20 protein-coding genes and 1 pseudogene are annotated in these 25,054 nt (G+C 68.8%); 9 read left to right on the plus strand and 12 right to left on the minus strand.

The window, feature by feature from the left end:
• Positions 1 to 22: 22 nt before the first annotated feature.
• The 4 genes from LPC10_RS17170 to LPC10_RS17185 form a co-directional block, all read right to left on the minus strand.
• The gene (locus tag LPC10_RS17170; RefSeq protein ID WP_370644503.1) at positions 23 to 1,435 is read right to left on the minus strand and encodes a TadE/TadG family type IV pilus assembly protein; all 1,413 of its coding nucleotides are present in this window, start codon (positions 1,433 to 1,435) and stop codon (positions 23 to 25) included.
• Between the two features lie 224 nt (positions 1,436 to 1,659).
• Positions 1,660 to 2,268: a TadE/TadG family type IV pilus assembly protein gene (locus LPC10_RS17175; RefSeq protein WP_231343656.1), complete on the minus strand. Its 609-nt coding sequence runs from the start codon at positions 2,266 to 2,268 to the stop codon at positions 1,660 to 1,662.
• Positions 2,265 to 2,855 carry a TadE/TadG family type IV pilus assembly protein gene (locus tag LPC10_RS17180; protein ID WP_231343657.1) on the minus strand — a complete coding sequence of 197 codons (591 nt, stop codon included), beginning with the start codon at positions 2,853 to 2,855 and terminating at the stop codon, positions 2,265 to 2,267. Before LPC10_RS17180 ends, LPC10_RS17175 begins: the two co-directional genes overlap by 4 nt.
• Positions 2,856 to 3,216: 361 nt before the next feature.
• On the minus strand, positions 3,217 to 3,438 hold the full coding sequence (locus LPC10_RS17185) for a hypothetical protein (protein WP_231343658.1): 222 nt from the start codon (positions 3,436 to 3,438) through the stop codon (positions 3,217 to 3,219).
• A gap of 262 nt (positions 3,439 to 3,700) precedes the next feature.
• Between LPC10_RS17185 and LPC10_RS17190 the strand changes: the two are divergent.
• Both LPC10_RS17190 and LPC10_RS17195 read left to right on the plus strand, forming a co-directional pair.
• Positions 3,701 to 4,741, plus strand: a pseudogene (locus tag LPC10_RS17190) (nitrate/nitrite transporter); the annotation flags it as partial.
• Positions 4,742 to 4,819: 78 nt separating this feature from the next.
• A protein-coding gene (locus LPC10_RS17195; protein ID WP_231345814.1) for an IS3 family transposase occupies positions 4,820 to 6,171 on the plus strand; the annotation gives its coding sequence in 2 pieces (ribosomal slippage) (positions 4,820 to 5,155 and positions 5,158 to 6,171; 1,350 coding nt in all).
• A 140-nt stretch (positions 6,172 to 6,311) separates the two neighbouring features.
• Here the strand turns inward: LPC10_RS17195 and LPC10_RS17200 are convergent.
• Genes LPC10_RS17200 through LPC10_RS17210 form a run of 3 tightly spaced genes read right to left on the minus strand, consistent with a single transcriptional unit; the run spans position 6,312 to position 9,188 of the window.
• A complete protein-coding gene (locus LPC10_RS17200; RefSeq protein ID WP_108941299.1) occupies positions 6,312 to 7,103 on the minus strand; it encodes an ABC transporter ATP-binding protein in 792 nt (263 codons plus the stop codon).
• A complete protein-coding gene (locus LPC10_RS17205; protein WP_231343659.1) occupies positions 7,097 to 8,092 on the minus strand; it encodes an ABC transporter permease in 996 nt (331 codons plus the stop codon). Before LPC10_RS17205 ends, LPC10_RS17200 begins: the two co-directional genes overlap by 7 nt.
• A gap of 10 nt (positions 8,093 to 8,102) precedes the next feature.
• On the minus strand, positions 8,103 to 9,188 hold the full coding sequence (locus LPC10_RS17210; RefSeq protein ID WP_231343660.1) for an ABC transporter substrate-binding protein: 1,086 nt from the start codon (positions 9,186 to 9,188) through the stop codon (positions 8,103 to 8,105).
• A gap of 86 nt (positions 9,189 to 9,274) precedes the next feature.
• On the opposite strand from LPC10_RS17210, the gene LPC10_RS17215 reads away from it, so the two are divergent.
• The 7 genes from LPC10_RS17215 to LPC10_RS17245 all read left to right on the plus strand — a co-directional run bounded on the left by LPC10_RS17215 (position 9,275) and on the right by LPC10_RS17245 (position 18,123).
• Positions 9,275 to 9,610 carry a hypothetical protein gene (locus LPC10_RS17215; protein WP_231343661.1) on the plus strand — a complete coding sequence of 112 codons (336 nt, stop codon included), beginning with the start codon at positions 9,275 to 9,277 and terminating at the stop codon, positions 9,608 to 9,610.
• A 133-nt stretch (positions 9,611 to 9,743) separates the two neighbouring features.
• Positions 9,744 to 10,880 (plus strand): acyl-CoA dehydrogenase family protein, encoded by a 1,137-nt coding sequence (locus LPC10_RS17220; protein WP_231343662.1) that lies wholly within the window; start codon positions 9,744 to 9,746, stop codon positions 10,878 to 10,880.
• Positions 10,881 to 10,896: 16 nt separating this feature from the next.
• Positions 10,897 to 11,994, plus strand: coding sequence for an LLM class flavin-dependent oxidoreductase (locus LPC10_RS17225; protein WP_231343663.1), 1,098 nt, complete (start codon positions 10,897 to 10,899; stop codon positions 11,992 to 11,994).
• Positions 11,994 to 12,935 (plus strand): ABC transporter substrate-binding protein, encoded by a 942-nt coding sequence (locus tag LPC10_RS17230; RefSeq protein WP_231343664.1) that lies wholly within the window; start codon positions 11,994 to 11,996, stop codon positions 12,933 to 12,935. Before LPC10_RS17225 ends, LPC10_RS17230 begins: the two co-directional genes overlap by 1 nt.
• A gap of 19 nt (positions 12,936 to 12,954) precedes the next feature.
• Positions 12,955 to 13,467 (plus strand): cupin domain-containing protein, encoded by a 513-nt coding sequence (locus LPC10_RS17235; protein ID WP_231343665.1) that lies wholly within the window; start codon positions 12,955 to 12,957, stop codon positions 13,465 to 13,467.
• Between the two features lie 638 nt (positions 13,468 to 14,105).
• Complete coding sequence (locus LPC10_RS17240; RefSeq protein WP_231343666.1) at positions 14,106 to 14,678, plus strand: PAS domain-containing protein; 573 nt, start codon at positions 14,106 to 14,108, stop codon at positions 14,676 to 14,678.
• Between the two features lie 55 nt (positions 14,679 to 14,733).
• Entirely contained in the window at positions 14,734 to 18,123 is a 3,390-nt protein-coding gene (locus tag LPC10_RS17245) for a chemotaxis protein CheB (protein WP_231343667.1), read from the plus strand.
• A gap of 394 nt (positions 18,124 to 18,517) precedes the next feature.
• Here LPC10_RS17245 and LPC10_RS17250 read toward each other — a convergent pair whose 3' ends face one another.
• The 5 genes from LPC10_RS17250 to LPC10_RS17270 all read right to left on the minus strand — a co-directional run bounded on the left by LPC10_RS17250 (position 18,518) and on the right by LPC10_RS17270 (position 24,937).
• A complete protein-coding gene (locus tag LPC10_RS17250) occupies positions 18,518 to 21,220 on the minus strand; it encodes an excinuclease ABC subunit UvrA (protein WP_231343668.1) in 2,703 nt (900 codons plus the stop codon).
• 315 nt (positions 21,221 to 21,535) lie between these two features.
• Positions 21,536 to 22,474 (minus strand): beta-xylosidase, encoded by a 939-nt coding sequence (locus tag LPC10_RS17255; RefSeq protein WP_231343669.1) that lies wholly within the window; start codon positions 22,472 to 22,474, stop codon positions 21,536 to 21,538.
• Positions 22,474 to 23,238 carry a TIGR04290 family methyltransferase gene (locus LPC10_RS17260; RefSeq protein WP_231343670.1) on the minus strand — a complete coding sequence of 255 codons (765 nt, stop codon included), beginning with the start codon at positions 23,236 to 23,238 and terminating at the stop codon, positions 22,474 to 22,476. The genes LPC10_RS17255 and LPC10_RS17260 overlap by 1 nt, the downstream gene beginning before the upstream one ends.
• Complete coding sequence (locus tag LPC10_RS17265) at positions 23,235 to 23,837, minus strand: histidine phosphatase family protein (RefSeq protein ID WP_231343671.1); 603 nt, start codon at positions 23,835 to 23,837, stop codon at positions 23,235 to 23,237. Before LPC10_RS17265 ends, LPC10_RS17260 begins: the two co-directional genes overlap by 4 nt.
• Entirely contained in the window at positions 23,834 to 24,937 is a 1,104-nt protein-coding gene (locus LPC10_RS17270) for an inositol-3-phosphate synthase (RefSeq protein WP_370644504.1), read from the minus strand. The genes LPC10_RS17265 and LPC10_RS17270 overlap by 4 nt, the downstream gene beginning before the upstream one ends.
• Positions 24,938 to 25,054: the final 117 nt, after the last annotated feature.

The raw sequence follows: 25,054 nt of genomic DNA on the forward strand, positions 1-25,054 counted from the left end.
CGCGCGGGATGAGCCGCGCGTGTCACTGGCTGATGACGAGCCGCCCCGAGATCGGGCCGACCCCCTGCGGGATCGGAACGCTCGAACGGTTGTAATCCGCGTTGAGGTAGAGGTTCGGGCCCTCGTAGAGGTTGATCTGCTGAGCCACGACGACGGTGTAGGCGGAGAGATCCGCCACCGGCCGCTTCGAATCGATCACGAGCCGGCCGGCGGGCAGATAGATGGTCCCAAGCATAGTGCGGGCGTTGTCGCTGATGATGCGGTAGGTCCGCATCGGCTTGGTCGCACTGAGCGGCGGGGGCGTCGGCGTGATCACCTCGCCGACGAGCAGATCGACGGACAGGGCCGGATCGATCGGCAGGGTGACGGTGGGGTCCTCGGCCATCAGAAGGCCGGCCATCACGCCCGTCGTCGGCGCCGACAATTCGACCGTGGTCTTCTTGTCGAAGAGCAGGCCGCCGTTGTTCCCGTTGAAGTAGAAGCCGACATCCTTGCCCGTCATCGTCGCCTTCTTGTCGACGATGAGCGGGCCGTCCTTCATGACGTAGATGCCCGGCCGCAGGGTGACGACCGCGTTCTTGGTGATGTGCAGGCCCCCGCAATAGGTGCCGGGATCGAGCGTGACCGACTCCGCGACGACGTTGCTCCCCTTGCTCTTGCCCGTCAGCGCATCGGCGAGGCGGAGGATTTCGGGAAGGTTCACGCAGTCGCCGACCGGCGGGGCAGGGCGGTTTCGGAGCGGATCCTGGATGACGGGGCAGCTCGTCTGCGGGTTGGGCGTGAAATTCGCCCGGTCGTCCTTGAACCCGCCTGCGGAGCAGATCGTCTGGGCCCGCGCCAGCGCGCCGTCGCGGCCGACCATCCCCGAGTTGCTGGTGGAGTTCGAGTAGAGGGCGCAATCGTAGGCCGTGACCTGTGCGTTGCGCTCCAGGTTGAACGCGCCGGAGGCCGCGGGGTCGAGCGCCAGCATGCACAGACGCATCCGGCCGACGACGCTCGCCCGCGCCCGCGCGGAGACCGGCATCGACGCCACGCCGACGAACGTCCCGAAGGTGAGCTTGATGACCTGTTCGGCGCGCGCCTCGACGCTCGTCTTGTCGGCGGCGACGCTGACCTCGATCGCGACCGGAGCGTCGGGACCGGCTTTCGCCTCGGCCTGGATCGTCTGGGTCGTCAAGCCGACGATGGATTCGGTGCTCGAGACGACCAGCTTGAGGGCATTGCCGCCGGCCAGGACGCCGGCATCGACCGCGCTCTGGAGATGCGTGCGGGCGGAGACGACCTTGGCATAGTCGATCGCGCCGCCGACCAGGCCGATCAGGACGGAGGCCGCCAGCCCGAAGATCACCGCAACCGAGCCGTCATTCTCGCGAGACAGGCGCGACAGAGGCTTTTTCCACCCGATTGGTTTCGTCTTCGCCTCACGCGTCACCATCGTGACTTTTGCCCCGTCTCCCGTCGCACCCCATCCCCTGAGTAATTTTCCCGAGTTAATAGGTCATACTTGGCATCGGCGAGGCAGTGACGGTACGGTTTACGCACAATTGACAATGACCGCGCCTGATCGACGTCTTGCCGAATGCGGCGATGGGCCGAGCTCGAACACGGGCAAGCCTGCCGCCGGCTCCCGGAAAGCGGGCTTCAAGCCTCGGGACGGGATCACGCCGGACAGGGATTTCCGCCCGGCAGGACGACTTCGACCTGCCCGTTCTTCGCGATGCCCTCACGCACCGGCCACACGGTCTTTGCGGTGAACGTCAAATCGTTGAGGAACGGGAAGAAGGAGAACAGCGGCCGATAGGGCAGCCGCGTCTCGGCCATGACGAAGCGATCCCCCTTCGACGCCGTTCCCGCCGGCGGGGGACCGATATCGGAGCCGACGGCGCGGGCCGTGTCTCCCTGCTGGACGCTGGAGCAGACCCTGGCCACGAAGTCGTTTCCGGCTTGATAGACTCCCCCGGCCGTCAGCACGATACCGATGCCGGTCAGACTGTAGGGGGACGCCACGACCTGGGCAGCCGAGAACACGTCGTTGATGTCAGCGTAATCGCTCTTCGAGGCGAGGTCGGCCATCGTGATCGTGGCCTGGGCAAGACGATTGTTGGTGGCGATGGCCCGCGGGATTTCGATCGTGGCCACGAACAGGAGCAGGAGGACGGGCGCGATGAAGGCGAACTCGACGGCACTCGCCCCGCCCTGCGCCCGGCCGACCCGGACGAGGACTTGGCGGAGCCGATACCCCCCCGGGACCAGACGGCGCAGCCTCATGGACACGCGCCTGCCGCGTAGTTTTCGGCGCGGAAGACTGCGGTCGAGGTGAGGAGCTGCTTGCCGCCGGGCATGCGCTGGCCGGTGTAATCGAGGAACCGGAACGGCCGCAGCATCGGCACGGCGGCGCGCAGAACGTGGACGGCCCCGCCCAGCGGGCAATCGAGCTGGCTGCCGAAGCCGGCGGCCCAGTCGCCGCGGCTGGCATCGTAGGCCGGCGCGATCTGCTTGATGGCGAAGGTGGCGGAGCGCACGAGATCGAACCGCATCTCGTCGCACTGATAGAAGCGAAGGCCCGAACCGCAGAGGAGGCCGCGCATCTGCTGCGCGACATCGGCGCCGGCATCCTCCTGGAAAGCCCCCGTCCGGACGAGGCGCGCCGCCCGCTGGACCGAGACGTCGAGTTGGTGCTGGGCGAAGGCGAGGATCGACGCCTCCATGATCACCATCACCAAGACGAAGAGCGGCAGGATGACGAGCGAAAGTTCAACCGCGGCAATGCCGTCGACATTACGGACGAACCGAGACCTCAGACCTTCTGCTGCTGAACAGCGCCGACGATGCGGGATGAGCTGAGAGGCTTTCAAGGCTTGGTCTTCGTCGATGCCGCTTCCCCCGCGGTCTCAGCACCACCGGGCTTTTCCCCGATTTGAGACGGGCTCGCTCAAACACGCTACGGCGACGCGCCTTTATGCTCCGTGAATCCGACCGCGAAGACTGCACCATCCGGCGATCTGCCATGCCTGTCGCGGCCTCTGCGCGAGCATGCGGCTCATCAATTGGTCGTGACCGCCCGCAAATGACCGATTTCGCCGATCTCCGGCCATGCGCCGCGGTCCTCATGACTTGGTTACTGGCAATCTATTCCTTTTCCCGAAGGGTGAGCCCATCGTCCCGCGATCGAGGAGGGAAGCCGCCGGGATGCCAGTCCGACCAGGCGGTGGACCGTCAAGCGGCGCGCGACCGGGCTTCGATCGCGGACGCGATCGGCGCGAGGCGCGCGGCCATCGGCGCGGCGCGAACGCCGATCATCCCTTCGCGCCTCCAGATCTTACGATCGATCAAAGCGCGCCCCGCAAGGCCTGTCATGGTCGAGCCGCGGGAAACGGCTCTGCGATTTCGGCCGGCACCTTCGCGGCCGATCCACATATCCAGCCCATCCGACAGCATTCAAATAGCGTTTTTAACATCCGATCTATATACAATCAGCGCGATACAGGCTAGCATTCCCACAATTCACCCTATTTGATCGCTGGGTGTACTGATCCTACGCACGGTGGTATACGCATAAGTCAATGCAAGCGGCGCCTCATGCCAACAAGGCGCGCCCAAACCATCGTGCCTGCGAAACATACTCGCGGAGATCCATTCCACACGTCTGCCTTACGCGCCCATTCGGCGAGCCCGAACCGGAGAAACGCCGGTGGCAACATTGGTCACGTCACCAAGCGGCACAGACGAAAAAGCCAATCAGGTTCTCTGGACAAGCACCGCGGCCTTCACGGCCAGCTTCGCGGTCTGGACGATCTTTGCCATCATCGGCATCGGGATCAAGGAAGAGCTGAGGCTGTCCGAGAGCCAGTTCGGACTTCTGGTCGGCACCCCGATCCTATCCGGCTCCGTATCGCGGCTGTTTCTCGGCATGTGGTCCGACCGCTACGGCGGCCGCAAGATCTTCGCCGCGCTCATGTTCATCTCGGCGGCTGCCACCTACGCTCTGATCTGGGCCGACAGTTACGTGACGATGCTGCTCGCCGGCCTCGTCGTCGGGCTGGCCGGGGGCACCTTCTCCGTCGGCGTCCCTTACGTTTCGCGCTTCTTCTCGCCGGAACGGCAGGGCACCGCGCTCGGCATTTTCGGAGCCGGCAATGTCGGCGCCGCCGTCACCAAGTTCCTCGCGCCCTTCGTCATGGTCGCCATGGGCTGGCGCGGCGTCGCCGAGGTCTGGGCGGCCGGCCTCGCCATCACCGCGGTGCTGTTCCTGCTCCTCACCCGGGACGAGCCGCGCAGCGCCGCCGACGCCCAAGCGGCGCGCGAGCCGTTCCTGGCCCAGTTCAAGGTGCTCGTCCACGCCCAGGTCTGGCGCTTCTCGCTGTATTACTTCTTCGTCTTCGGCGGCTTCGTCGCGCTGGCGCTGTGGCTGCCGCACTATCTCGTTGCGACCTACGGGTTGTCCCTGTCCTCGGCCGGCATGCTGGCGGCCTTCTACTCGGTGCCGGCCAGCCTGTTCCGCATCTATGGCGGCGTGCTGTCCGACCGCTACGGCGCCCGGGCGGTGCTCTACTGGACCTTCGGCGTGGGCATCCTGTCCACCTTCATGCTGTCCTATCCGCCCACCACCTACATCATCGAGGGAATCCGCGAGCCGATCCGCTTCTCGACGAGCCTGGGGCTCACCCCGTTCCTCGTCATCATGTTCGTGCTCGGCTTCTTCATGAGCCTCGGCAAGGCCGCCGTGTTCAAGCACTGTCCGCCGTCAGCACTCCTGAGACATACTGAGGGTCTTCACGAACGGAGGATGGCTGGTTCATCGTCGCCTCCAGGAGCGAAGATGAAACAGACGTCCGGGCCGGTACGGAAGCCGGCAGAAGCCGTGATCAAGGACATCCGCCGCGCGACACGCCGGCAGTTCTCGGCCGAGGAGAAGATCCGCATCGTGCTGGAAGGCCTGCGCGGTGAAGACAGCATCGCCGAGCTGTGCCGGCGTGAGGGCATCGCCAGCTCGATGTACTACGGCTGGTCCAAGGAGTTCTTGGAGGCCGGCAAGAAGCGGCTGGCCGGCGACACGGCCCGCGCCGCGACCGCTGATGAGGTCCAAGATCTGCGCCGCGAGGCGGGTGCGCTGAAGGAAGTCGTGGCCGACCTCGTCCTGGAGAACCGCCTGCTGAAAAAAAGCATGACCGCGGCTGGGGGCGACGAGGCATGAGGTACCCGGCCTCTGAGAAGCTGGAGATCATCCAGTTGGTCGAGCAGTCTCACCTGCCGGTGCGCGCTACCCTGGAGAAGCTCGCCATCCCGCGCGCCACCTTCTACCGCTGGTATGACGCCTTCCAGTGCGGCGGCCCCGAGGCATTGGCGGATCGTCCCTCGCGGCCCAGCCGGGTCTGGAACCGTCTGCCGACAGAGATCCGCGAGCAGATCGTCGCCCTCGCACTGGAGGAGCCAGAGCTCAGCCCGCGCGAGCTGGCGGTGCGCTTCACCGACGAGCGGCGCTACTTCGTCTCGGAGGCAACCGTCTACCGCCTGCTCAAAGCCCAGGACCTGATCACCAGCCCGGCCTACATCGTCGTCAAAGCCGCCGATGCGTTCCACGACAAGACGACCGCACCCAACCAGCTCTGGCAGACGGACTTCACCTACCTGAAGGTCGTGGGATGGGGGTGGTACTACCTCTCGACCGTGCTCGACGACTTCTCGCGCTACATCGTGGCGTGGAAGCTGTGCACGACGATGCAGGTTGGCGACGTCACCGCCACGCTCGACCTTGCGCTGGCGGCGGCCGGGCTCGACCATGTGCAGGTGGCGCATCGGCCACGGCTGCTCACCGACAACGGATCGAGCTACGTCGCGGGTGATCTGGCCGACTGGCTCGGCAGTCAGGGTATGACCCACATCCGCGGTGCCCCGCGCCATCCGCAGACGCAGGGCAAGATCGAGCGCTGGCACCAGACGCTCAAGAACCGCATTCTACTCGAACACGCTTACCTGCCCGGCGAACTCGAGGCGCGTGTGGCCGCCTTCGTCGAGCACTATAACCATCTCCGGGCTCACGAGAGCCTGGGCAACCTCACCCCTGCCGACGTCTACTTCGGCCGCGGCGAGACGATCTTGCGTGAACGGGCGCGGATCAAGCGTCAGACCCTCATGGATCGCCGCTTGCGCCATTACGCGCAGGCTGCCTAACCTCTCAACCCAGGTGGACCAGAGCCTCCGTTCCTGAGCACCTCAAAGCGTCTCAAATCATCTGACAACGGACAGTCCCGACAAGCGGTTTCCCGCTCGTCGGAAGAGTGCCGGTGCGGCCCACGCGTCAGGGCAGCCGATCAGATCGGTTGGCCGAGGATGCCGAGGATCGTTCGGCGCAGGCGCACCAGTTCGGGATCGTCGCGGTGGCGCGGATAGGGGAGATCGACGGGGAGGTCCGCGCGGATCGCGGCCGGACGGTCGGAGAGCACGATCACGCGCTCGGCCAGCACCAGAGCCTCCTCGACATCGTGGGTGACGAGGAGCGCGGTGAAGCGCGTCTCCTGCCACAGCCGCAGAATCTCGGCCTGGAGCGCGAGCCGGGTCAGGGCGTCGAGCTTGCCGAGCGGCTCGTCGAGGAGGAGCAGGCGCGGTGCGTTCACGAGCGCGCGGGCGAGCGCCGCGCGCTGGGCCATGCCGCCGGAGAGCTGGTGCGGAAACACCTCGGCGAAGCCATCGAGCCCGACGAGGCGGAGCGCCGTCTGGACCTTCGCCGCCCGCTCGGGCCTCGTGACGCCGCGGGCCTCCAGCCCGAGCATCACGTTCCCCCGCACGCTGCGCCAGGGATAGAGCGTCGGGTCCTGAAACACGAGGAGGCGCGACGGATCGGGACCTTCGACCCGCCGGCCATCGACGGCGATGCGGCCGGCGCCCGGCGGCTCCAGCCCGGCGACGAGGCGCAGCAGGGTGGACTTGCCGCAGCCGGAGGGACCGAGCAGCGCCACGAAGCCGCCCGGCGCCACGTCGAGGCTGATACGGTCGAGGACGGGCAACGCCGTGCCGCGGAGGTCGAAGGCGTGGGAGACGGCCTCGACCGCGAGGCGCGATCCGGCGGCGGTGGCGGCAGGGCGTTCGAGCGTCACGGCTACCATTGGACCAGTCCCTTCTGCCAGGAGAGCACCCGGTCGCGCAGGGCGAACAGCAGGGTGATCAGCCCGGAGCACATCAGCGCCATCACGATCAGTGCGGCGTAGAGGTTGGCGTAGGCCGCCCAGCCTTGCGCCCATTGCAGATACCAGCCGAGGCCGGCCTTCACGCCCAGCATCTCGGCCACCACCAGCACGGCGAACGAGCCGCCGAGCCCCATGAACAGCCCGACGAAGACGTGCGGCAGGGCCGCCGGCACCGCGACCCGCAGGACGAGGAAGGCGGGCGAGGCGCCCAGCGTGCGCGCCACGTCGAAATAGGCCTTGTTGACCCCGGCGACCCCCGACCAGGTCAGCACCGTCACCGGGAAGCCGGTGGCGAGTGCGATCAGGAAGGTGCTGGCCGACCACGAGGAGGGAAACACGAAGAAGGCGAGCGGCAGCCACGCGGTCGCCGGCAGCGGCCCGACGAAGCGGAGGACCGGATGAGCCCAGTAGCCCACCGCCTTCGACCAGCCGATGGCCACGCCGAGCGCGAAGCCGAGGCCGGCGCCGATGACGTAGCCGCCCGCGAGCAGCTTCAGCGAGGCCAGGATGCTGCCGCCGAGCTGGGGCCAGTCGTCGAGAAAGACCTCCAGGATCGCCTGCGGCGGCGGAAAGAACGGCATCGGCAGGAGCGCGAACTTCGCGGTGATCAGCTCCCAGGCGAGGAAACCGAGTGCGACGAGTGTCAGCCAGGGCGTCCAATATGCGAGCGAGGCCCCGGCCCGGCCGAGGCGCGCCGAAAAGGCGGTGAGCGGAGGCAGGACGAGCCCAAGGGCCAGCGCCCCGCCCGCGAAACCCACGGTGTGGGGAAAGTCGCCCTCCTCGGGCAGGGCGTAGGTCGCGCCCGCGAGCGCGAGCCACGCCGCACCGAGGGCAAGCGCCCTCAGCGGCGGGCGGGGAAGACGCCCGGCGGCGGGCAGGGTGCCGGCGAATCCGGTCAGGCTGGCCATGGATGCGCCCTCAGCTCAGCACGTCGGCATAGACGCGCTCGGCGAACTTGGCCGTGTCGGTCGAGCGCTTGAGGACGTTCACCTGTTTGAGTTCGTCGCCGTAGAGCACGAGCTGGCGCTTGAGGTCGGCGCCGACCGGACGGTCGCCGTGGTGCTGGCTCCGCAGCATCGCGGCCAGATCCTCGACCGAACCCCGGCCGCCGTAGCCGGAGAAGATGCGGGCGGCGTCCTCCGGGTCCGCGTGAACGCGGTGGCCGGCCTCCAGCACGGCGCGGGTGAGGGCCGTGGCCGCCGCGCGGTCGCCCCGGATCAGGCTGCCGCGCATCGCCACCACGCAGCAGGTCCGGTCGGCGTACTCACCCGAGAGGTTGGTGGCGACCTCGGTGAATTTCGGGTCCTTCAGCCAGATCCACGTGCGCGGATCGGAATCGGCCAGCGCCTGCGCCTCGCCCTTCTCGACCGCGAGGTTGAGGAGATCGGCCGGGTATTGCCGCCACTCGACGCCGGTTTCCGGATCGATGCCGGCCTTAGCGAGCAGGAGTGCGAAGAAGTTCTTGGCCGGGCTGGCGTGATCGCTGATCGCGATCGTCTTGCCCTTGAGCGCCGCGATGTCGGTGATGCCGGCCGATTTCGCCCCCAGCAACCGTAGGCAGCCACCGTGCAGGCCGGCGGTGATCTTCACGTCGAAGCCCTGCTCCAGGGGCTTCAGCCAGCGCAACGCCATGCCGATGCCGGCATCGGCCTTGCCGGTGGCGATGGCCTCCAGCAACGCCTCGGTCGAGCCGCCGAAATTGACGAACTCCACGTCGAGGCCGTGGGCGGCGAAGATGCCGCGCTCCTTGGCCAGCGGCGCCGCGGCGGTGCAGACCGCGGTGGCGTTCCAGGCGAGCTTGATCGGCTTCAGCGGCCCGGCGGCGGCCTCCGCGACGGCGGGGCGGCAGATCGAGCCGGGATCAAAAGGCACCGCCGGGCCGGGCCCCCAGGCGCGCACGCCGCCGATTCCGAACCCGAGGGGCAGAGCCGCCGCGGCGGCGCCCGTGCGGAGCAGGAACCGGCGCGACGGCAGAAGGCCGGGGCGCAAGGGCTCGTCGGTCATGGTCGTCTCCGAGAAGGGGGCACACGCGCGGATATCCGCCCGGTGGGCCGGGACGGCGTGGCGTGTCGATATCGGGAACAGCCTCGTTGGTCGGGCCGATTTATTCAGTTTTTATTCGCGCAGCGGCAAAGTCAATCGAAGCATCTTTCCAAAATTCAGCATGTCTTGCGATGGGATTTCCCGAAGATGCTTCGAGCGAGAAGATTTTCCATCCGGCGTTCTGTTTCGGCGCCGATCCATGCCTGAGCATCGGACGGCGACGACATCACGGAAGGATCATCGAGCAAGGACGGGCCGAGTTGGCGCTCACAGCAGATGTCCTGCGCCTCCACGGCAGGTCAAAGGGTGATCTTCCCGTATCTTCGGGTACGCGGGCAGAACATCCTTTCGGCGTTCTCGACTTTGGAAATACGTTTCGTTGACGGAACGATGCTCTGCGCCGAGCATAAAAACCGCCCGCCGCTCACCTCTGTACGCGGCCCACCGGCCGATCCGGACCTCTCATTCGCGCCCCATGTTCCTTCGCCCCATGCCTCTTCACCCCATGCCCCTTCGATGACCGCGTTCCTCGAAACCGCCCGGACGCTCGCCGAAGAATTTGCCGCGACCGCCGGCGAGCGCGACCGCAGCGGCGCCTTCCCGCATGCGCCCATCGCGTCGCTGCGCGAGGCCGGCCTGATCGGGCTCGCCGCACCGGAGCGACTCGGCGGCGGCGGGGGCGGGCTGGTGCGGGCGGCGCAGGTCGTCGGCGCCATCGGCGCGGGCGATCCGGCGGTCGCCCTGGTGCTGGCGATGACGCTGCTCCAGCACGGGCTGATCCACCGCGACGGCACATCCTGGCCGCGCGCGCTCGCCGACCGTGTCGGGCGCGAGGCCGTGACGAACGGCGCCCTGATCAACGCGCTGAGGGTTGAGCCCGATCTGGGCACCCCCGCCCGCGGCGGCCTGCCCGCGACGATCGCCCGGCGCGACGGCGGCGATTGGCGTGTCACGGGCCGAAAAATCTATTCGACGGGCGCACCGGGGCTTTCCTACGGCCTCGTCTTCGCCCGCACCGACGAGGCCGAGCCGCGGATCGGCAACTGGCTGGTGCCGATGTCATCCCCGGGCATCCGCATCGAGGAGAGCTGGGACCATCTGGGCCTGCGCGCCTCGGGCAGCCACGACGTGGTGTTCGAGGAGACCTTCGTGCCGGGCGACCACGCCGTCGATCTGCGCCGCCCGGAAGACTGGCGCCGGCCCGATCCGCTGCAGCAGGCCTGGAGCTGCGCCCTGCTCGCCGCGCTCTACGACGGCGTCGCGCGGGCGGCGCAAGCGTGGTTCGCGCACTTCCTGCACGAGCGCGTGCCAGGCAGTCTCGGCGCGCCGCTCGCGAGCCTGCCACGGTTCCACGAGGCTTTCGGCGAGAACGTGCGACTGCTCTCTGTCAACGCCCGGCTCGTGGCGAGCCTCACCGCCGAGACCGATGCGGGCGCGCCGCCGGCCCCGCAGGAGGCCGGCTTCGTCAAGCTCACCGTCACCGAGAACGCGATCCAGGCCGTGCAGCGGGTCGCCGAGCTCTGCGGAAACGCCGCGCTCTCGCGAAACAACCCGCTGGAGCGGCACCTGCGCGACGTGCTGTGTGCGCGCATCCACTGGCCGCAGGGCGACGCGGTGCGGGTCGCCGCTGGCCGCGCCGCGCTTGGCGTCTGATTGAAGGGAATTCCGCATGAGCCTGCTGCCGCCCGAAGCGACCGAGTTCATCGGCTTCGTCGCCCCCCACGAGGTCTCCGAGTCGCGCGCCCCGCGCGGCCCCGCGATCGAGCCCGATTACCTGCGTCTGCTGGCCCAGGCGCACGAGCGGGCCGGATTCGACCGGGTGCTGGTGGCCTTCTACGCGACGGCGCCCGATCCGTTGCTGATCGCCGCCGAGATCGCCGCCGTCACGGAGCGGATCGGACTGATGATTGCCCACCGCACCGGCTTCACCGCGCCGACCGTCGCGGCCCGCCAGTTCGCGACACTCGACCGGCTCACCGGCGGGCGGGTGGCGATCCACGCGATCAGCGGCGGCGACGACCGTGATCTGGCCCGCGACGGCGACCACCTCACCAAGGACGAGCGCTACGCCCGCACCCGCGAGTTCCTCGACATCCTGCGCCTTGCCTGGACCTCGGAGACGCCCTTCGACTACGCGGGCGCGCATTACCGGATCGAGGCCGGCTTCTCCGAGGTGAAGCCGGTGAAAGCGATTCCGATCTATTTCGGCGGCGCCTCGCCCGCCGCGCTCGCGGTAGCGGGCCGGCACGCCGATACCTACGCGCTGTGGGGAGAATCCCAGGCGCAGGTGCGCGAGCTGATCGGCCGGGTGCGGGCGGCAGCCGCCCCACACGGGCGTTCGCCGCGCTTCAGCCTGTCGCTGCGCCCGATCCTGGCCGAGACCGAGGAGCGGGCCTGGGCGCGAGCGGAGGCCATCCTCGCCGAGACCCGGCGGCTGCGTGCCGCCCGCGGCCTCGGACCGGCGCCGGCCCCGCAGAACGAGGGCTCGCGCCGCCTGCTCGCCGCGGCGGCGCAGGGCTCGCGCCTCGACGAGCGGCTCTACACGGCGATCGCCGCCGAGACGGGAGCCTCCGGCAACTCGACGGCGCTCGTGGGCACGCCCGAGCAGGTCGCCGAGGCGCTGCTCGACTATCACGATCTCGGCGTGCGCACCTTCCTGATCCGCGGCTTCGACCCGCTGGAGGACGCGATCCAGTACGGGCGCGACCTGCTGCCCGCCTTCAAGGATCGGCTCGCCCGCCGCGGCGGCACGGCGGAGGCCGCGTGATGGCCCGCCTCCTCGTCCTGATCCTGCTGGCCCTCGCCGCCCTCGCGCCGGCCCGCGCCGAGGAGGTCTTGCGCGTCGGCGACCAGCGCGGCAACGCCCGCGCCCTGATGGAGGCTGCAGGCGTGCTCGACGGCCTGCCCTACCGCCTCGAATGGAGCGAATTCCCGGCCGCCGCCCCGCTGCTGGAGGCGCTGAACGCGGGTGTGATCGATGCGGGCGGCGTGGGCGACGCGCCCTTCACCTTCGCGGCCGCCGCGGGCGTTCCGGTCAAGGCCTTCCTCGCCTTCCGCAACCGGCAGGACGGGCTCGCCATCCTGGTGCGGCCCGATTCCGCTCTCCGCAGCGTCGCGGATCTACAAGGCAAGCGCATCGCCACCAACCGCGGCTCGATCGGCCATCAGGTCGTCCTCGCCGCCCTCGAAGAGGCGGGGCTGCCCGCGGACAGCGTGCAGTTCCGCTTCCTGCCGCCGGCCGATGCCAAGCTGGCGCTGACTTCCGGCGCGGTCGATGCGTGGTCGACCTGGGAGCCCTACACCTCCGCGGCCGAACTCGCCGGCCTCGTGCGGGTGGTCCGCGACGGCAACGGCATCACGCCGGGTCTCAGCTACGCGGTGGCAAGCGAGGCTGTCCTCAAATCAAAGCGCGCGTTGTTGGCCGACTACGCTGCCCGTCTGGCCAAGGCGCGGGCCTGGGCGCTGACCGACCCGGCGCCCTACGCCGCCGCGTGGTCGCGGCTGATCAGCCTGCCCGAGGCGGTGCCGCTCCGCTGGTTCGGGCGCGCCCGGTACCGCACCGTGCCGATCGACGAGAGCGTGATCGCCGACCAACAGCGCATCATCGACCTCTACGTCCGCGCCGGCCTGATCCCGGCGGCCCGCGCCCCGCGCGCCGAAGCGATCCTCGACACCGGGTTTTCCGATGCGCTCGCCGCCGTGCGATGATCGGGCAGGAGAGATCACCATGCACGAGAGCGGCGAAGGCCACAGGCACGATCATGATCACGACGAAGGCGCCGCCGGGCGCTGGAAACACGACGGCGTGCGGGTGATCCCCGGCGACCGGCTCGATCCCAACACGGCGCAGACGCCGGGCATGTTCCGGCAGGCGGCGGTCAATGCCGCCCGCGTCGGCGCCCAGAAGATCTGGGCCGGCACGGTGGCGATCGAGCCCGACGCCAAGACCGGCGTGCACCACCACGGCGCCCTGGAGAGCGTGATCTACATCGTTTCCGGCCGCGCCCGGATGCGCTGGGGCGAGCGGCTCGAATACGTGGCCGAGGCCGGGCCCGGCGACTTCATCTTCGTGCCGCCTTACGTGCCGCACCAGGAGATCAACGCCTCGACCGACGAGCCGCTGCACTGCGTGCTGGTGCGCTCGGACAACGAGGCGGTGGTGGTCAACCTGCCCGACGTCGAGGCCGCCGAGCGGCCCGAGACGGTCTACTGGGTCGATCCGATCCACAAGCAGCCGTGAGGCGATGGAGCCTCTGCTGCGCTGAGCGAGCCGGGCAGGGGCCTGTCCCTTCCCAGGCATGGGCAGGCGAACGCCCTATCCTGCCGAACGAGAAACGCCCAAAAGGTGCGCACAGGACGCACAGATCGTCCCGGCATAAGCGATCCTGATCCGAGCCCACGCGCCGGATGACGGCCGGCTCCGACGGGGCGGCCTGTGCGCGCTTCCTTCGGGAGGTCGCTCCAGACCTGCTCGGTTTCGACGATCCCCGGCGCGAGGCCCGCGCCCCGAACGGGATCTTCGTCGGCGCGTCCAAACCTCATACGATTTCCGGCTGACCGCTTCGATTTCTCTTCCGTCATCGCGAGGCGAAGCCGAAGTGATGACGGAGGAGATTGGGCAGACCCGAACGGATCAGCCGGAAGGCGTAGAACACGGCCTGCGCAGCAGCCGGCGCGGTCTGGATGCTTCCCCGATATCTGATCACGTTCCGGCGAGGAACGGGTGCGCTGTTCAAGAATTAAAGCCGGCGACGCTAAGACGCCCCGAACCCAGGGATGGCGCAGTTCCGGCGATGCAGATCCTATGTTAGTTCCGCGCGTCGCTGACGATGGTCACGCGCGCTCGGGGATGAGGCGGCAGGCGGCGAAGGATTCATCGTGCAGTCGCAGTCTTCCTCCCCGAACGTTCCGGACGCGCTCAAGCGCTACTTCGAACAGGCGCACATCGCCCTGGCGCTCGCGGGGGTGGGCGAGGACAATCCGCTGCTCCTCGTCAACGAGCCGTTCCACAAGCTGACGGGCTACACCGCGCCGGAGGTCGTCGGGCGCAACTGCCGTCTGCTGCAGGGCGATGCCGAGAATCCCGAGGCGAGGGAGAAGATCCACGCCTTCCTCGAAAGGGATGGCGTGAACGCGGTGCGCACCACCATCCTCAACGTCCGCAAGGACGGGCGGCCCTTCGTCAACCTGCTCTACATGTCCAAGCTGCGGGCCTTGTCCGGAGAGGTGCGCTTTCTTTTCGCATCCCAATTCGACGTCAGCCGCTCGCAGCCCGAACTGCTCGCGGCGTACGATGCCGAGCTGAGCCGAACGCTGTCCCGGCTGCGCCCCTCCCTCGCAGAGAGCGGGATCGTCCTCGAAGGGTCGCTCAAGGCGATTGCCAACACCGTCGCCACCGTCGCCCAAGCCAAGCTCACCCTCGCGGATCTCGATGGAACCGGATTTCCCTGAAACCGCCCGGCCCGAGGCGCCCGAGGCGCGAAGCGGTGGGAGCGCAGCCGGAGCCGTGTCGCGCTTTGCCGGTCCCGTCGTCGGGATCGGGGCCTCAGCGGGCGGCCTGGAGGCCCTGCGCGAGATGCTTTCGCGCGCCCAGGCGCCGACCGGCATGGCCTTCGTCATCGTCCAGCACCTGGATCCCAATCACGAGAGCATGCTGGCGCAGCTCCTCGACCGGCATACCGATCTCGAGGTCCTGCAATGCGAGGGCAGCGAGCGTATCGAGGGCGACAAGGTCTACATCATCCCACCCGGTCGCGGGCTCGCCATCCAGCAGGGCGTGCTCGAGCTCACCGAGTTCGTGCAGCCGCGCGGGCTGCGCCGCCCCATTGATGACTTCTTCCTCTCGCTCGCGGTCGATCAGCAGGCCAACGCGGCCTGCGTGATCCTCTCGGGCACGGGGGCGGACGGCACCACCGGCCTGCGGGCTGTGAAGGAGCATGGCGGCGTCTGCGTGGTGCAACAGCCGGACACCGCCCGCTACGACGGCATGCCGGTCTCGGCCGTCGGTACCGGCCTCGTGGACTTCGTGCAGCCGCCCGGCGAGATCGTGAACTGCCTCGCGGCCTTCTTCCGCCGCCGCGGCTCGGACCCGATCGACGATCGGGAAGAACTGCTGGCCGACCACGTCGACGACCTGTGCCGGGTGCTTCGCGCCGCGGTCGGGCACGATTTCTCCGGCTACAAGCGCACCACCCTGATCCGCCGGGTCGAGCGGCGCATGCACGTACTCGGCATCGACGCGGGCCGCGCCTATCTCGCCCGCATCCGGGCGGACAAGTCCGAGTGCGACGCGCTGTTTCGCGACTTGCTGATCAACGTCACCCGCTTCTTCCGCGACGCGGAGATGTTCGAGGTGCTGCGCGAGCGGGCGATCGAGCCGCTGCTGCGCGACCGCGATCCGGACGAGGACATCCGGGTCTGGATTCCGGGCTGTTCGAGCGGCGAGGAGGCCTATTCGATCGCCATGCTGTTCGCGGACGCCGCGCGGCGCCTCGACCTGCCGCTCGCAGTCCAGATCTTCGCCACCGACATCGACGAGCGCATGCTGCAGATCGCCCGCGAGGCGACCTACCCGGCCGCCGCACTCGCCGATATCCCGGCGCCCCTGCGCGAGCGCTACGTGGTGCCCCACGCCGAGCGCTTCACGATCGCCTCAGACATCCGCGACCTCATCCGCTTCTCCAGCCACAGCCTGGTCAAGGATCCGCCCTTCTCGCGGATCGATCTTCTGTCCTGCCGCAACCTGCTGATCTACTTCGATGACCGCCTGCAGCAATCGGTGCTGCCGCTGTTCCACTACGCGGTGCGGCCGGGCGGCTACCTCTTCCTCGGCCCCTCCGAGAGCGTCAGCCGGTTCGAGCAACTGTTCCCCCCGATCGACCAGCACGCCCGCCTGTTCGAGCGGCCGCCGGGCTCGCCGAAATACCCGATCGACCTACCCGGACATGCCCGGCGCAGCGAGGCGCGCCGCAACCCGAACGATGGGCAGAAGGCTGCACCGATCGCCGACGAGACGGCGGCCGCCCGGCGCATGCTGGAGCGCTACGCCCCGCCGAGCATGGTCCTGAACGAGGACGGCGCCATCATCGCGGCCTATGGGCGCCTGAGCCGCTACTTCGACTTTCCCGTGACGCGTACCGGCGGCACCAGCGCCATCACGCTGGCACGCCCAGGGCTGCGCGACGTGATCGGCCCCCTGCTGCGGCAGACCCGAGACGCCCGCAAGCGCGTCGTGGTTCGGGACGTGGAGGTGGTGTCCGAATACGGGGTCCAGCAGATCGAGCTTGTCTGCGATCCGCTGCCGGACGCCACCATGCTTCTCGTCTTGCGTGACGCGGGCGCCTTCCGCCCGTCGAGCGACCCTGACCTCGTCGAGATGGATGCCGGCGGCGATCACGTCGAAGCCCTGGAAGAGGAGTTGCTGCGCACCCGCTACAAGCTGCGCTCGACGGTCGAGGAATTGGAGACCGCCAACGAGGAGCTGAAAAGTTCCAACGAAGAAATGATGTCGATGAACGAGGAGCTCCAATCGACCAACGAGGAGCTGACCACGGTCAACGACGAGCTGAAGACGAAGATCGACCAGCTCACCGTCGCCAACGCCGACCTGCGTAACTTCTTCGAATCGACCGATCTCGCGGTGGTGGTGCTCGACCGCGACCTGCGGGTGCGCAGCTTCACCGGCTCGGCCACCGCGGTCTTCCCGCTGCAGCCGAGCGACCGTGGGCGGCCGCTCGCCGACGTCGCCACGCGGCTCGCCGGTCCGGAGTACCTGGCCGACGCGCGGGCGGTGTGCGCGGGTGGCTCGGCGATCCAGCGGCGGGTCGTGACCCGCGACGGCGAGCGCACCCTGTCCCTGCGGGTGCTGCCCTACCGCCTTCAGAGCGCGAGCGTCGACGGCGCGACCCTGGTGCTGACCGACATCACCGAGGCGCTCTCGCTCGAGCGCGAACTCGCCGCCGAGCGGGAGCGGCTCGACCTCGCGATCAAGGCCGGCGGGATCGGCATCTGGGAGTATCTGCCCGACGAAGACACCATCATGGTCGATGCCACGGCCGCCGCCATGCTCGACCTCGCCTCCGAGGGGCGCCACCCGCTCGCGGATCTGGAGGCGCGCCTGCGACGCGAGGATCGCAGGGAGGTGCGGGACGCGTTCGCGCAGGCGGCCCGAGGCCTCTGCGATTTCGAGGCGCGCCTGCATGTCCGTGGCGACGGGCACGCCACCCGGTACGTCCGGAGCTACGGGCGACTGATCGTCGGCAGCGCACCGCGCCGGATCATCGGTGTCTCCATCGACGTCTCGCCCGAGCACGCCCTGACCGAGACCCGTGACCTGATGCTTCGCGAGATGAATCATCGAGTCAAGAATCTGTTCGCGATCATCGGGGGGATGATCACGGCGGGCGCCCGCCTGCAGCAGGACGTCGCGACCTTCGCGCACGACACGCGCGACCGCATCGCCGCGCTCGGCCGGGCCCATTCGCTGGCCGACCATACCACCGACCAGGGAATGAGCGACCTCTGCAGCCTCGTGAGCGCGACCCTGCAGCCCTACCGCGACCACATCCCGATCGAGATCGAGGGGCCGCCGACGGCCGTCGACTGGCGCTACGTGTCCTCGCTCGCGATGATCCTGCACGAATGCGCAACGAATTCCGTGAAGTACGGAGCCCTCGGCACGGAGGACGGTCGCCTCGAAGTGACCTGGGAGCACCGCTCCGAGGGGCTCAGCCTGCAATGGACCGAGCGGATGACGCGCCGCACTGCGGTCAGTGCCGGCCGCGGCTTCGGCACGTCGCTGATCGAGATGTCGCTCCTGCAGCTTCAGGCGGCCGTCGAGCGCAAGCTGGACGAGAGCGGATACAGGCTCACCCTCGTCATACCCAGCTTGGTGTGATCGGCCAGATCAAAGGATTACACAAAACCAGCCGATTGAAGAGTTCGGTCTGACACTGGTCTCCGTCATTCCAGGGTGCCGCAGGCAAACCCGGAATCCACGACTGGCCTCGACGGGGCAGGGACCTGCCGCATCATGGGTGGATTCCGGGTTCCGCTGCGCGGCCCCGGAATGATCGAGGACGGCTATCTCGAATGGATCGAGCAATTTGGCATAAGACCGATTCCGATTGATCGCTTCGGGTTTTGCCCGACGCCGTCATCGCGAGGCGAAGCCGAAGCGATCCAGCGGAGACCGTATAATACCGCGGCCATTGCATGGGTCGCAAAGTCAGCAACAGATATTACAGATTTTCCATTATCCATAAGCAGACATCGTCCGTGCCTGCTTAAGATCATTGGGGATGCTGCGGTCGCGAGCCCTCGCTTTCATGGGCATCCAGCTCTTCCCGCAGATATGGTGCCGTGCGGCTCGCCCACGCCTCGGCCACCACCTCGGGACGGCCGGCCGCCACCACCGTGCCACCCAGGTTTCCGGCGCCGGGCCCCACATCGATGACGTGATCGGCCGCTGCGGCGACGCGCATGTCGTGCTCGACCATGACAACCGTGTTGCCCGCATCGACCAAGCCGTTGAGTTGGAGCATGAGGCGATCCACGTCGGTCGGATGCAGCCCGGTCGTCGGCTCGTCGAGGACGTAGAGCGTCCCCCCGCGCTGGCCCCGCTGCAGCTCGGTCGCGAGCTTGATGCGCTGGGCCTCGCCGCCGGAGAGTTCGGTCGCCGGCTGACCCAGGCGCAGGTAGCCCAGACCGAGATCCCGCAGCACGGAAAGCGGGCGCAGCACCGTGGGCTCGTCCGCGAAGGCGTCACAGGCACGCTCGACGGTGAGCCCGAGCACGTCCGCGATGGTCAGCCCGTTCCACGTGACCTCCAGCGTCTCCGGCGCGTAGCGGGACCCGTGGCAGGTCGGGCAGGGGGCGTAAACGCTCGGCATGAACAAGAGTTCGACGCTGACGAACCCCTCGCCCTCGCAGGCCGGGCAGCGGCCCTTGGCGACGTTGAAGGAGAAGCGGCCGGCGTCGTAGCGGCGCCGGCGCGCCTCGGGCGTGGCGGCGAACAGCTTGCGGACGGCGTCGAACAGGCCGGTATAGGTCGCGAGATTGGAGCGGGGCGTGCGCCCGATCGGCTTCTGATCGACCTTGACCAAGCGCCGGACTCCTTCCATGCCGCCGACGATGCGCCCTTCGGTCGGGCCCGGTGCGTCGTCGAGGGGATCCTCCGGCTCGTCGTCGATGTCGATCGGCCGTCCGAGGCGGTCGCCGACGAGTTCCAGCAGGGCTTGGCTGACGAGACTCGACTTGCCGGAGCCGGAGATGCCCGTCACGGCGGTGAGACATCCGAGCGGGAACGCGGCCGAGACGCCGCATAGGTTGTTGCGGACGATGCCCTCCAGCCGCAGCCATCCCGAAGGCTCGCGCAGCGGACGCCGCGGCGGTTCGACCAGCCCGAACAGGTGGAGGCGCGTGCGCGACGCCTCCACCGCGCGCAAGCCCTCCGGCGGGCCACTGTAGAGCACGGTGCCCCCGTGCTCGCCCGCGGCCGGACCGACATCGACCAGCCAATCGGCGCGGCGCATCGTGCCGATATCGTGCTCGACGACGAACAGCGAATTGCCCGAGGCAAGCAGCCCGGCGAGCGCCTCGTGCATGGCCTCACCGTCGGCCGGGTGCAGCCCGGCGGTGGGCTCGTCGAGCACGTAGGCCACGCCGAAGAGCTGTGAGCGGAGCTGGGTGGCGAGGCGCAGGCGCTGCAACTCGCCCGACGACAGGGTCGTGGTGACCCGATCCAGCGAGAGGTAGCCGAGGCCCAGCTCCGTGAGGGTCCCGATCCGGTCGACGAGGTCGGCGGCGAGGCGCTGGGCGGCGAGGCGCTTCTCGATGGAGAGGTTCGGTGTCACGCGCACGTCCGGCGCGCCCGCATGGGCCGACGCTCCGGAGGCCGCGCGCCGGGCGCGATCCCGTTGACCCGCTTCGCGGTCGAGGATTTCCTGGACGACGCCGGCGGCAGCGTGGTCGTCGGGCAGCCTGTCCTCGGCTGCCGGCCGCATCGCCTCGGCGAGTTCGGAGAGCGGCATGCGCGACAGCTCACCGATATCCCATCCCGCGAAGGTGACGGAGAGCGCCTCAGGCTTCAGGCGCTTGCCTTGGCAGGTCCGGCAATCCTCGCTCACGAGGTAGCGCGCGGCGCGGCGGCGCATGAGGGCGCTCTGCGAGTTGGTGAAGGTGCCGAGCACATGACGGCGGGCGCTCGTGAATGTGCCCATGTAGCTCGGCTCCAGGCGACGCTGGCGGGCGAGCCGCGTCTGCTCCGGGGAGAGCCCGGCATAGACCGGCTCCTGCGGCTGGTCGTCCGTGAACAGGATCCAATCCCGCAGCGCTCTCGGCAGATCCTTCCAGGGCGTGTCGACGTCGACGCCCCGGCTGACCAGGATATCCCGCAGGTTTTGTCCGCCCCAGGCTTGCGGCCACGCCGCGACGGCCCGCTCCCGGATCGTCAGCGAGGGGTCGGGCACCATCGATGCTTCCGTCGCTTGGTAGACCCGCCCGAGCCCGCCGCAGGACGGGCAGGCGCCTTGCGGCGTGTTGGGCGAGAAGTCTTCCGCGTAGAGCATCGGCTGGCCCGGCGGATAGGTGCCGGCGCGCGAGTACATCATCCGCACGAGGCTGGACAGGGTGGTGACACTGCCGACCGAGGAGCGGGCGCTGGGTGTGCCGCGCTGCTGCTGGAGGGCGACGGCAGGGGGAAGACCCTCGATGGCATCGACATCGGGCACGCCGACCTGATCAATCATCCGCCGCGCGTAGGGTGCGACCGATTCGAAGTAGCGCCGCTGAGCCTCCGCGTAGAGCGTGCCGAAGGCGAGCGAGGACTTGCCGGAGCCGGAGACGCCGGTGAACACCACGAGGGCGTCGCGCGGCAGTTCCACGTCGACGTCGCGTAGATTGTGCTCCCTGGCTCCCTTCACCGTCACGTAGCCCGGCCGTCCTGCGCCTGCCCGAGCGATCCTGACCCCTTCTCTGGGCTTCGGCTGATCCATGGGCCTTCCTCTCGACACACCTTCTCTCACAGGGCACCGAACGGTGCCGCGCCGACTGGAGATTCAGGCGTGCGGGGGCTACCCCTTGCGGGAAACCGCCGCAAGGCTGGAGCCGACTTCCCGAACCACAAGGTGTATGGTTCGGAAGGGCACAGGGGTGTGCGTGCCGCCTGTGCGGCTGGGCGGCATGAGCCGATGTACGGCGCGGGTTACCGGCTCTCCGGCCAGGGCGTGGCAGGCGGCCTCGACGCCGTTCTGGCCGCGATCGAGCGGGTCTGGCGCGAGGATGTGTGACGCCGGCCCGCGTCGTCCGGGCTACAGCAGCGGCATCTCCAACGCCGGCACGGCCTCGGCTCGGAAAGCTGCGGGGTCGGCGTAGCGGCGCGCCATCGTGGCGCAAAACTCCGAGAACTCCTCGCGCACCAGCGGCGCTGAGGTGTGGTGGGGAGCGATGCCGCGATGCTCGGGGGTGAAGCAGAAGGTCGCCGTCACCTGGAAGTCCTGCAACGCCGCCATCTGCCGGTCGAACCAGTCGAGAGCGTTGGGGCGGAAGCTGTCGGCCCAGGAAAGGCCGGTGCGCAGATGGGTGACGCCGAGGCGCTTCATCCAGGCCACCGCCTCGTCGAGGCGGGGATCCTCGAAGTGGAACCACTGGCACAGGCCGAAATCCGGGGTGCAGCGGGCGAATTCTTCGAGCGCCCGCTTCGGCGTGCCGTCCTGGCGCAGGAGGCCCATGTGGAAGTGGCGATAGTAGGAGGAGCCCTCCGCCTCCTTGTGGCGGGTGGTGGCGCCCCATTCGAGCGGCAGGTCGTAGAGGCTGTACCAGTGGATGCGGGGCGCTTGGCCCTTCAGCAGCTCCGCGGTGCGGCGGCAGCCCCAGGCCTGGACCTCCTCGGCGCCGAAGCTCGACACGCCGACCTCCGAGACCCAGACCGGCAGGTGCGTCACCGCGCGGATCTCGGCGATTTTTTGCGGCCATTCGTGGATCTGCCAGAGATTCCAATCGAGCGGGAAGCCGTGCACCGCCACCGCGTCGAGCCCGTCGAGCACCCCTTGCGCCTGCATCCGCAGCATGAAACCGGGGTCGATCGGCGAGATGCCGCCGAGCACCTGCGGCAGGCCCGGTGCCTCGGCCCGGATCGCGCGGGAGGCATCCTTCACCATCTCGCCGAACAGGAACCAGTCCGGATCAATCTCGGGATCCCAGTGCGACTTGTTGTTGGGCTCGTTCCAGAGCATCACCGCTTCAAGCATCACGTCTCCCGTTGCCCGCTCGAACGCGCCGGATAGGCCGCTTCCGCCCCGTAGGGGGCCTCGACCCGGCGGCAGAGATAGACCTCCGTCTCCGGCCGATCTTGAATGGCAAAGCCGCTCGATCGCAGCATCGCCTCGATCCCGGCGCGGTTGGGGATCCACCAGTTGGTGCAATCGTGGGCGTAGGCGTGCTCGACGAAGTGCATCCGCGGGTAGCCCGGCCGCTCGAAGGCATCCATGTCGAAGAAGTCGTAATCCTCGGCGACCGGCTCGACCTGGGCCGAGCCCCGCAGCATCGACTGGAACACGAGCAGGTCGTCGGCCACGTGCTCGTGGATCAGGTCGAGGGCGAGCAGCGGGTGGCGCAGGTGGTAGAACACCCCCATGAAGATCACCACGTCGAAGCGCTCAGCCAAGGCGCCGACTTCGTAGACCGAGAGATTGCGGAACTCGATGTCGTAGCCCAGCCGCTCGGCGACGAAGCGGCCTTGGGCGAGGTAGCGCTCGTCGGAATCGAGGCCCAGCACGCGGGCAGCGCCGCGCCGCTTCATCTCGACGCTGTAGAAGCCGGCATTGCAGCCGATATCGAGCACCGATCGTCCGGTGAGGTCGGCGGGCAGGGCGTGGGCGAAGCGGCGGAATTTGAAGCCCGGATAATCGCCGAGGAAATGGTTCGGCGCGGTCCAGACCCCCTCCCCGAGATCGATGTTGTGGAACCATGGCCCGAGGGCCTCCGCCTGCCGGCGCAGATCGGCCTGATTCATCCCGCCAACCGCTCGTTGATGGACACGACCCGTCCGCCGCCGGGCCAGAGCTCGACCTCGCTGCAGGAGGCCGGGGCGACGACGATGCGGTCGTAGGCGTCGAGCGGCAGCCCGAGCACGCCGAGAAGCGCCGCGCGGATCGGGTCGCCGTGGCTCACGACGACGACCGGAGATCCTTCCTCGGACGCGAGGCGGTCGAGCAGGCCGCCGACCCGCGCCTGCACCTCGGCCATGCTCTCGCCGCCCGGCGGGCGGGCCGAGCCGCGCTTTGCGTTCCAAGCGGTCCAGGCCGGATCGCCGTCGAGGTCTGCGAAGGCGTTGCCGGTCCAGTCGCCGAAGGCGATCTCGTCGAGTTCGTCCGCCACTTCGGCGCCGACGCCGAGGGCCTCGGCCAGGGGCGCGGCGGTCTCGCGCGTGCGCGGCTGCGGGCTCGACAGGAGAATCACGGTCTCGCCCGCAAAGCGCCGGACGAGGGCCGCGGCCACGGCCCGCGCCTCAGCGTGGCCGGCCTCGCTCAGGGAGACGCCGGGCATGCGCCCGCACAGGATGCGGCCGAGCCGGTCGTGGTGGCCGTGGCGCAGGAACAGGACGCGCCTCATGCAGGCTCGCCGGCGGCGAAAAGCAGGGTGCGCGCATGCGCCTCGGCGTCGGTGTACTGCACCGGCGGCGACTTCATGAACCAAGCCGAGGGGCCGTCGAGGGCGCCACCGAGCCCCCGGTCGAGGGCGATGCGGGCGCAGCGCACGGCATCGACGACGATGCCGGCCGAGTTCGGCGAATCCCAGACTTCGAGCTTCAGCTCCATGTTGAGCGGCACGCCGCCAAAGCCGGTCCCTTCGAGGCGGATATGCGCCCATTTGCGGTCTTCGAGCCAGGGCACGTGGTCGCTCGGGCCGACATGGACGTTGCCGGGCGCGAGCGGCGCATCGAGCTGGCTCGTCACGGCGCGGGTCTTCGACAGCTTCTTCGATTCGAGCCGCTCCCGCTCCAGCATGTTGAGGAAGTCGGCATTGCCGCCGAAATTGAGCTGGTAGGTCCGGTCCAGCCTGACCCCGCGCTCGCGCAGCAGATTGGCCAGCACCCGGTGGACGATGGTGGCGCCGACCTGGCTCTTGATGTCGTCGCCAACGATGGGCAGGCCGCGCTCCTCGAACCGGGCCCGCCACGCGGCGTCGGAGGCGATGAAGACCGGAATGCAGTTGACGAAGGCGCAGCCGGCATCGAGGGCGCAGCGGGCGTAGAACTCGGTGGCGCGCTGCGCGCCGACCGGCAGGTAGTTCACGAGCACCTGCGTGCGGCTGCGCTTCAGCGCCTCGACCACATCGGCGACGGGCTCGGGCGATTCCTCGATGATCCCCTGCAGGTAGCGGCCGATGCCGTCGAAGGTCGGGCCGCGCTGAACGGTGACGCCGCTCGGCGGCACGGCGGCGAAGATGTGGGTGTTGTTCGGGCGCGCGAGGATTGCCCGCGCCAGGTCCTGCCCGACTTTCTCCGCCGACACGTCGAAGGCGCAGGCGAGTTCGATGTCACCGATCCGGTAGCCGCCGAGTTCGGGCGAGATCAGACCCGGCACCGTCTCGTCCGCGGAGGCGTCGCGGTAATGGTGCAGACCCTGCACAAAGGCGGAGGCGCAGTTGCCGACGCCGACGATGCCGACGCGGATCGGTTCGGCGCCTGTCTGACCGGGTTGCTGTGGCACGCTCATCGCTCCTCATGCTGAGGTGCCGAGCGCAAGCTCGGCTGTGAGGCACCCCGGAACGGTCGATCCCACGCCAATGCTCTGCCGGGAGACGCGTCGCGGCGTGCTTCGAGGCTG

The organism is Methylorubrum sp. B1-46 (genome assembly GCF_021117295.1).
Classification (GTDB): Bacteria; Pseudomonadota; Alphaproteobacteria; order Rhizobiales; family Beijerinckiaceae; genus Methylobacterium.

Bases quoted from the DNA above. Each gene is read 5' to 3' on its own strand.
- LPC10_RS17170 (WP_370644503.1), bottom strand. From the start codon at position 1,435: ATGGTGACGCGTGAGGCGAAGACGAAACCAATCGGGTGGAAAAAGCCT.
- LPC10_RS17175 (WP_231343656.1), bottom strand. From the start codon at position 2,268: ATGAGGCTGCGCCGTCTGGTCCCGGGGGGGTATCGGCTCCGCCAAGTC.
- LPC10_RS17185 (WP_231343658.1), bottom strand. From the start codon at position 3,438: ATGCTGTCGGATGGGCTGGATATGTGGATCGGCCGCGAAGGTGCCGGC.
- LPC10_RS17200 (WP_108941299.1), bottom strand. From the start codon at position 7,103: ATGGTAGCCGTGACGCTCGAACGCCCTGCCGCCACCGCCGCCGGATCG.
- LPC10_RS17205 (WP_231343659.1), bottom strand. From the start codon at position 8,092: ATGGCCAGCCTGACCGGATTCGCCGGCACCCTGCCCGCCGCCGGGCGT.
- LPC10_RS17210 (WP_231343660.1), bottom strand. From the start codon at position 9,188: ATGACCGACGAGCCCTTGCGCCCCGGCCTTCTGCCGTCGCGCCGGTTC.
- LPC10_RS17220 (WP_231343662.1), top strand. From the start codon at position 9,744: ATGACCGCGTTCCTCGAAACCGCCCGGACGCTCGCCGAAGAATTTGCC.
- LPC10_RS17225 (WP_231343663.1), top strand. From the start codon at position 10,897: ATGAGCCTGCTGCCGCCCGAAGCGACCGAGTTCATCGGCTTCGTCGCC.
- LPC10_RS17230 (WP_231343664.1), top strand. From the start codon at position 11,994: ATGGCCCGCCTCCTCGTCCTGATCCTGCTGGCCCTCGCCGCCCTCGCG.
- LPC10_RS17235 (WP_231343665.1), top strand. From the start codon at position 12,955: ATGCACGAGAGCGGCGAAGGCCACAGGCACGATCATGATCACGACGAA.
- LPC10_RS17250 (WP_231343668.1), bottom strand. From the start codon at position 21,220: ATGGATCAGCCGAAGCCCAGAGAAGGGGTCAGGATCGCTCGGGCAGGC.
- LPC10_RS17255 (WP_231343669.1), bottom strand. From the start codon at position 22,474: ATGCTTGAAGCGGTGATGCTCTGGAACGAGCCCAACAACAAGTCGCAC.
- LPC10_RS17260 (WP_231343670.1), bottom strand. From the start codon at position 23,238: ATGAATCAGGCCGATCTGCGCCGGCAGGCGGAGGCCCTCGGGCCATGG.
- LPC10_RS17265 (WP_231343671.1), bottom strand. From the start codon at position 23,837: ATGAGGCGCGTCCTGTTCCTGCGCCACGGCCACCACGACCGGCTCGGC.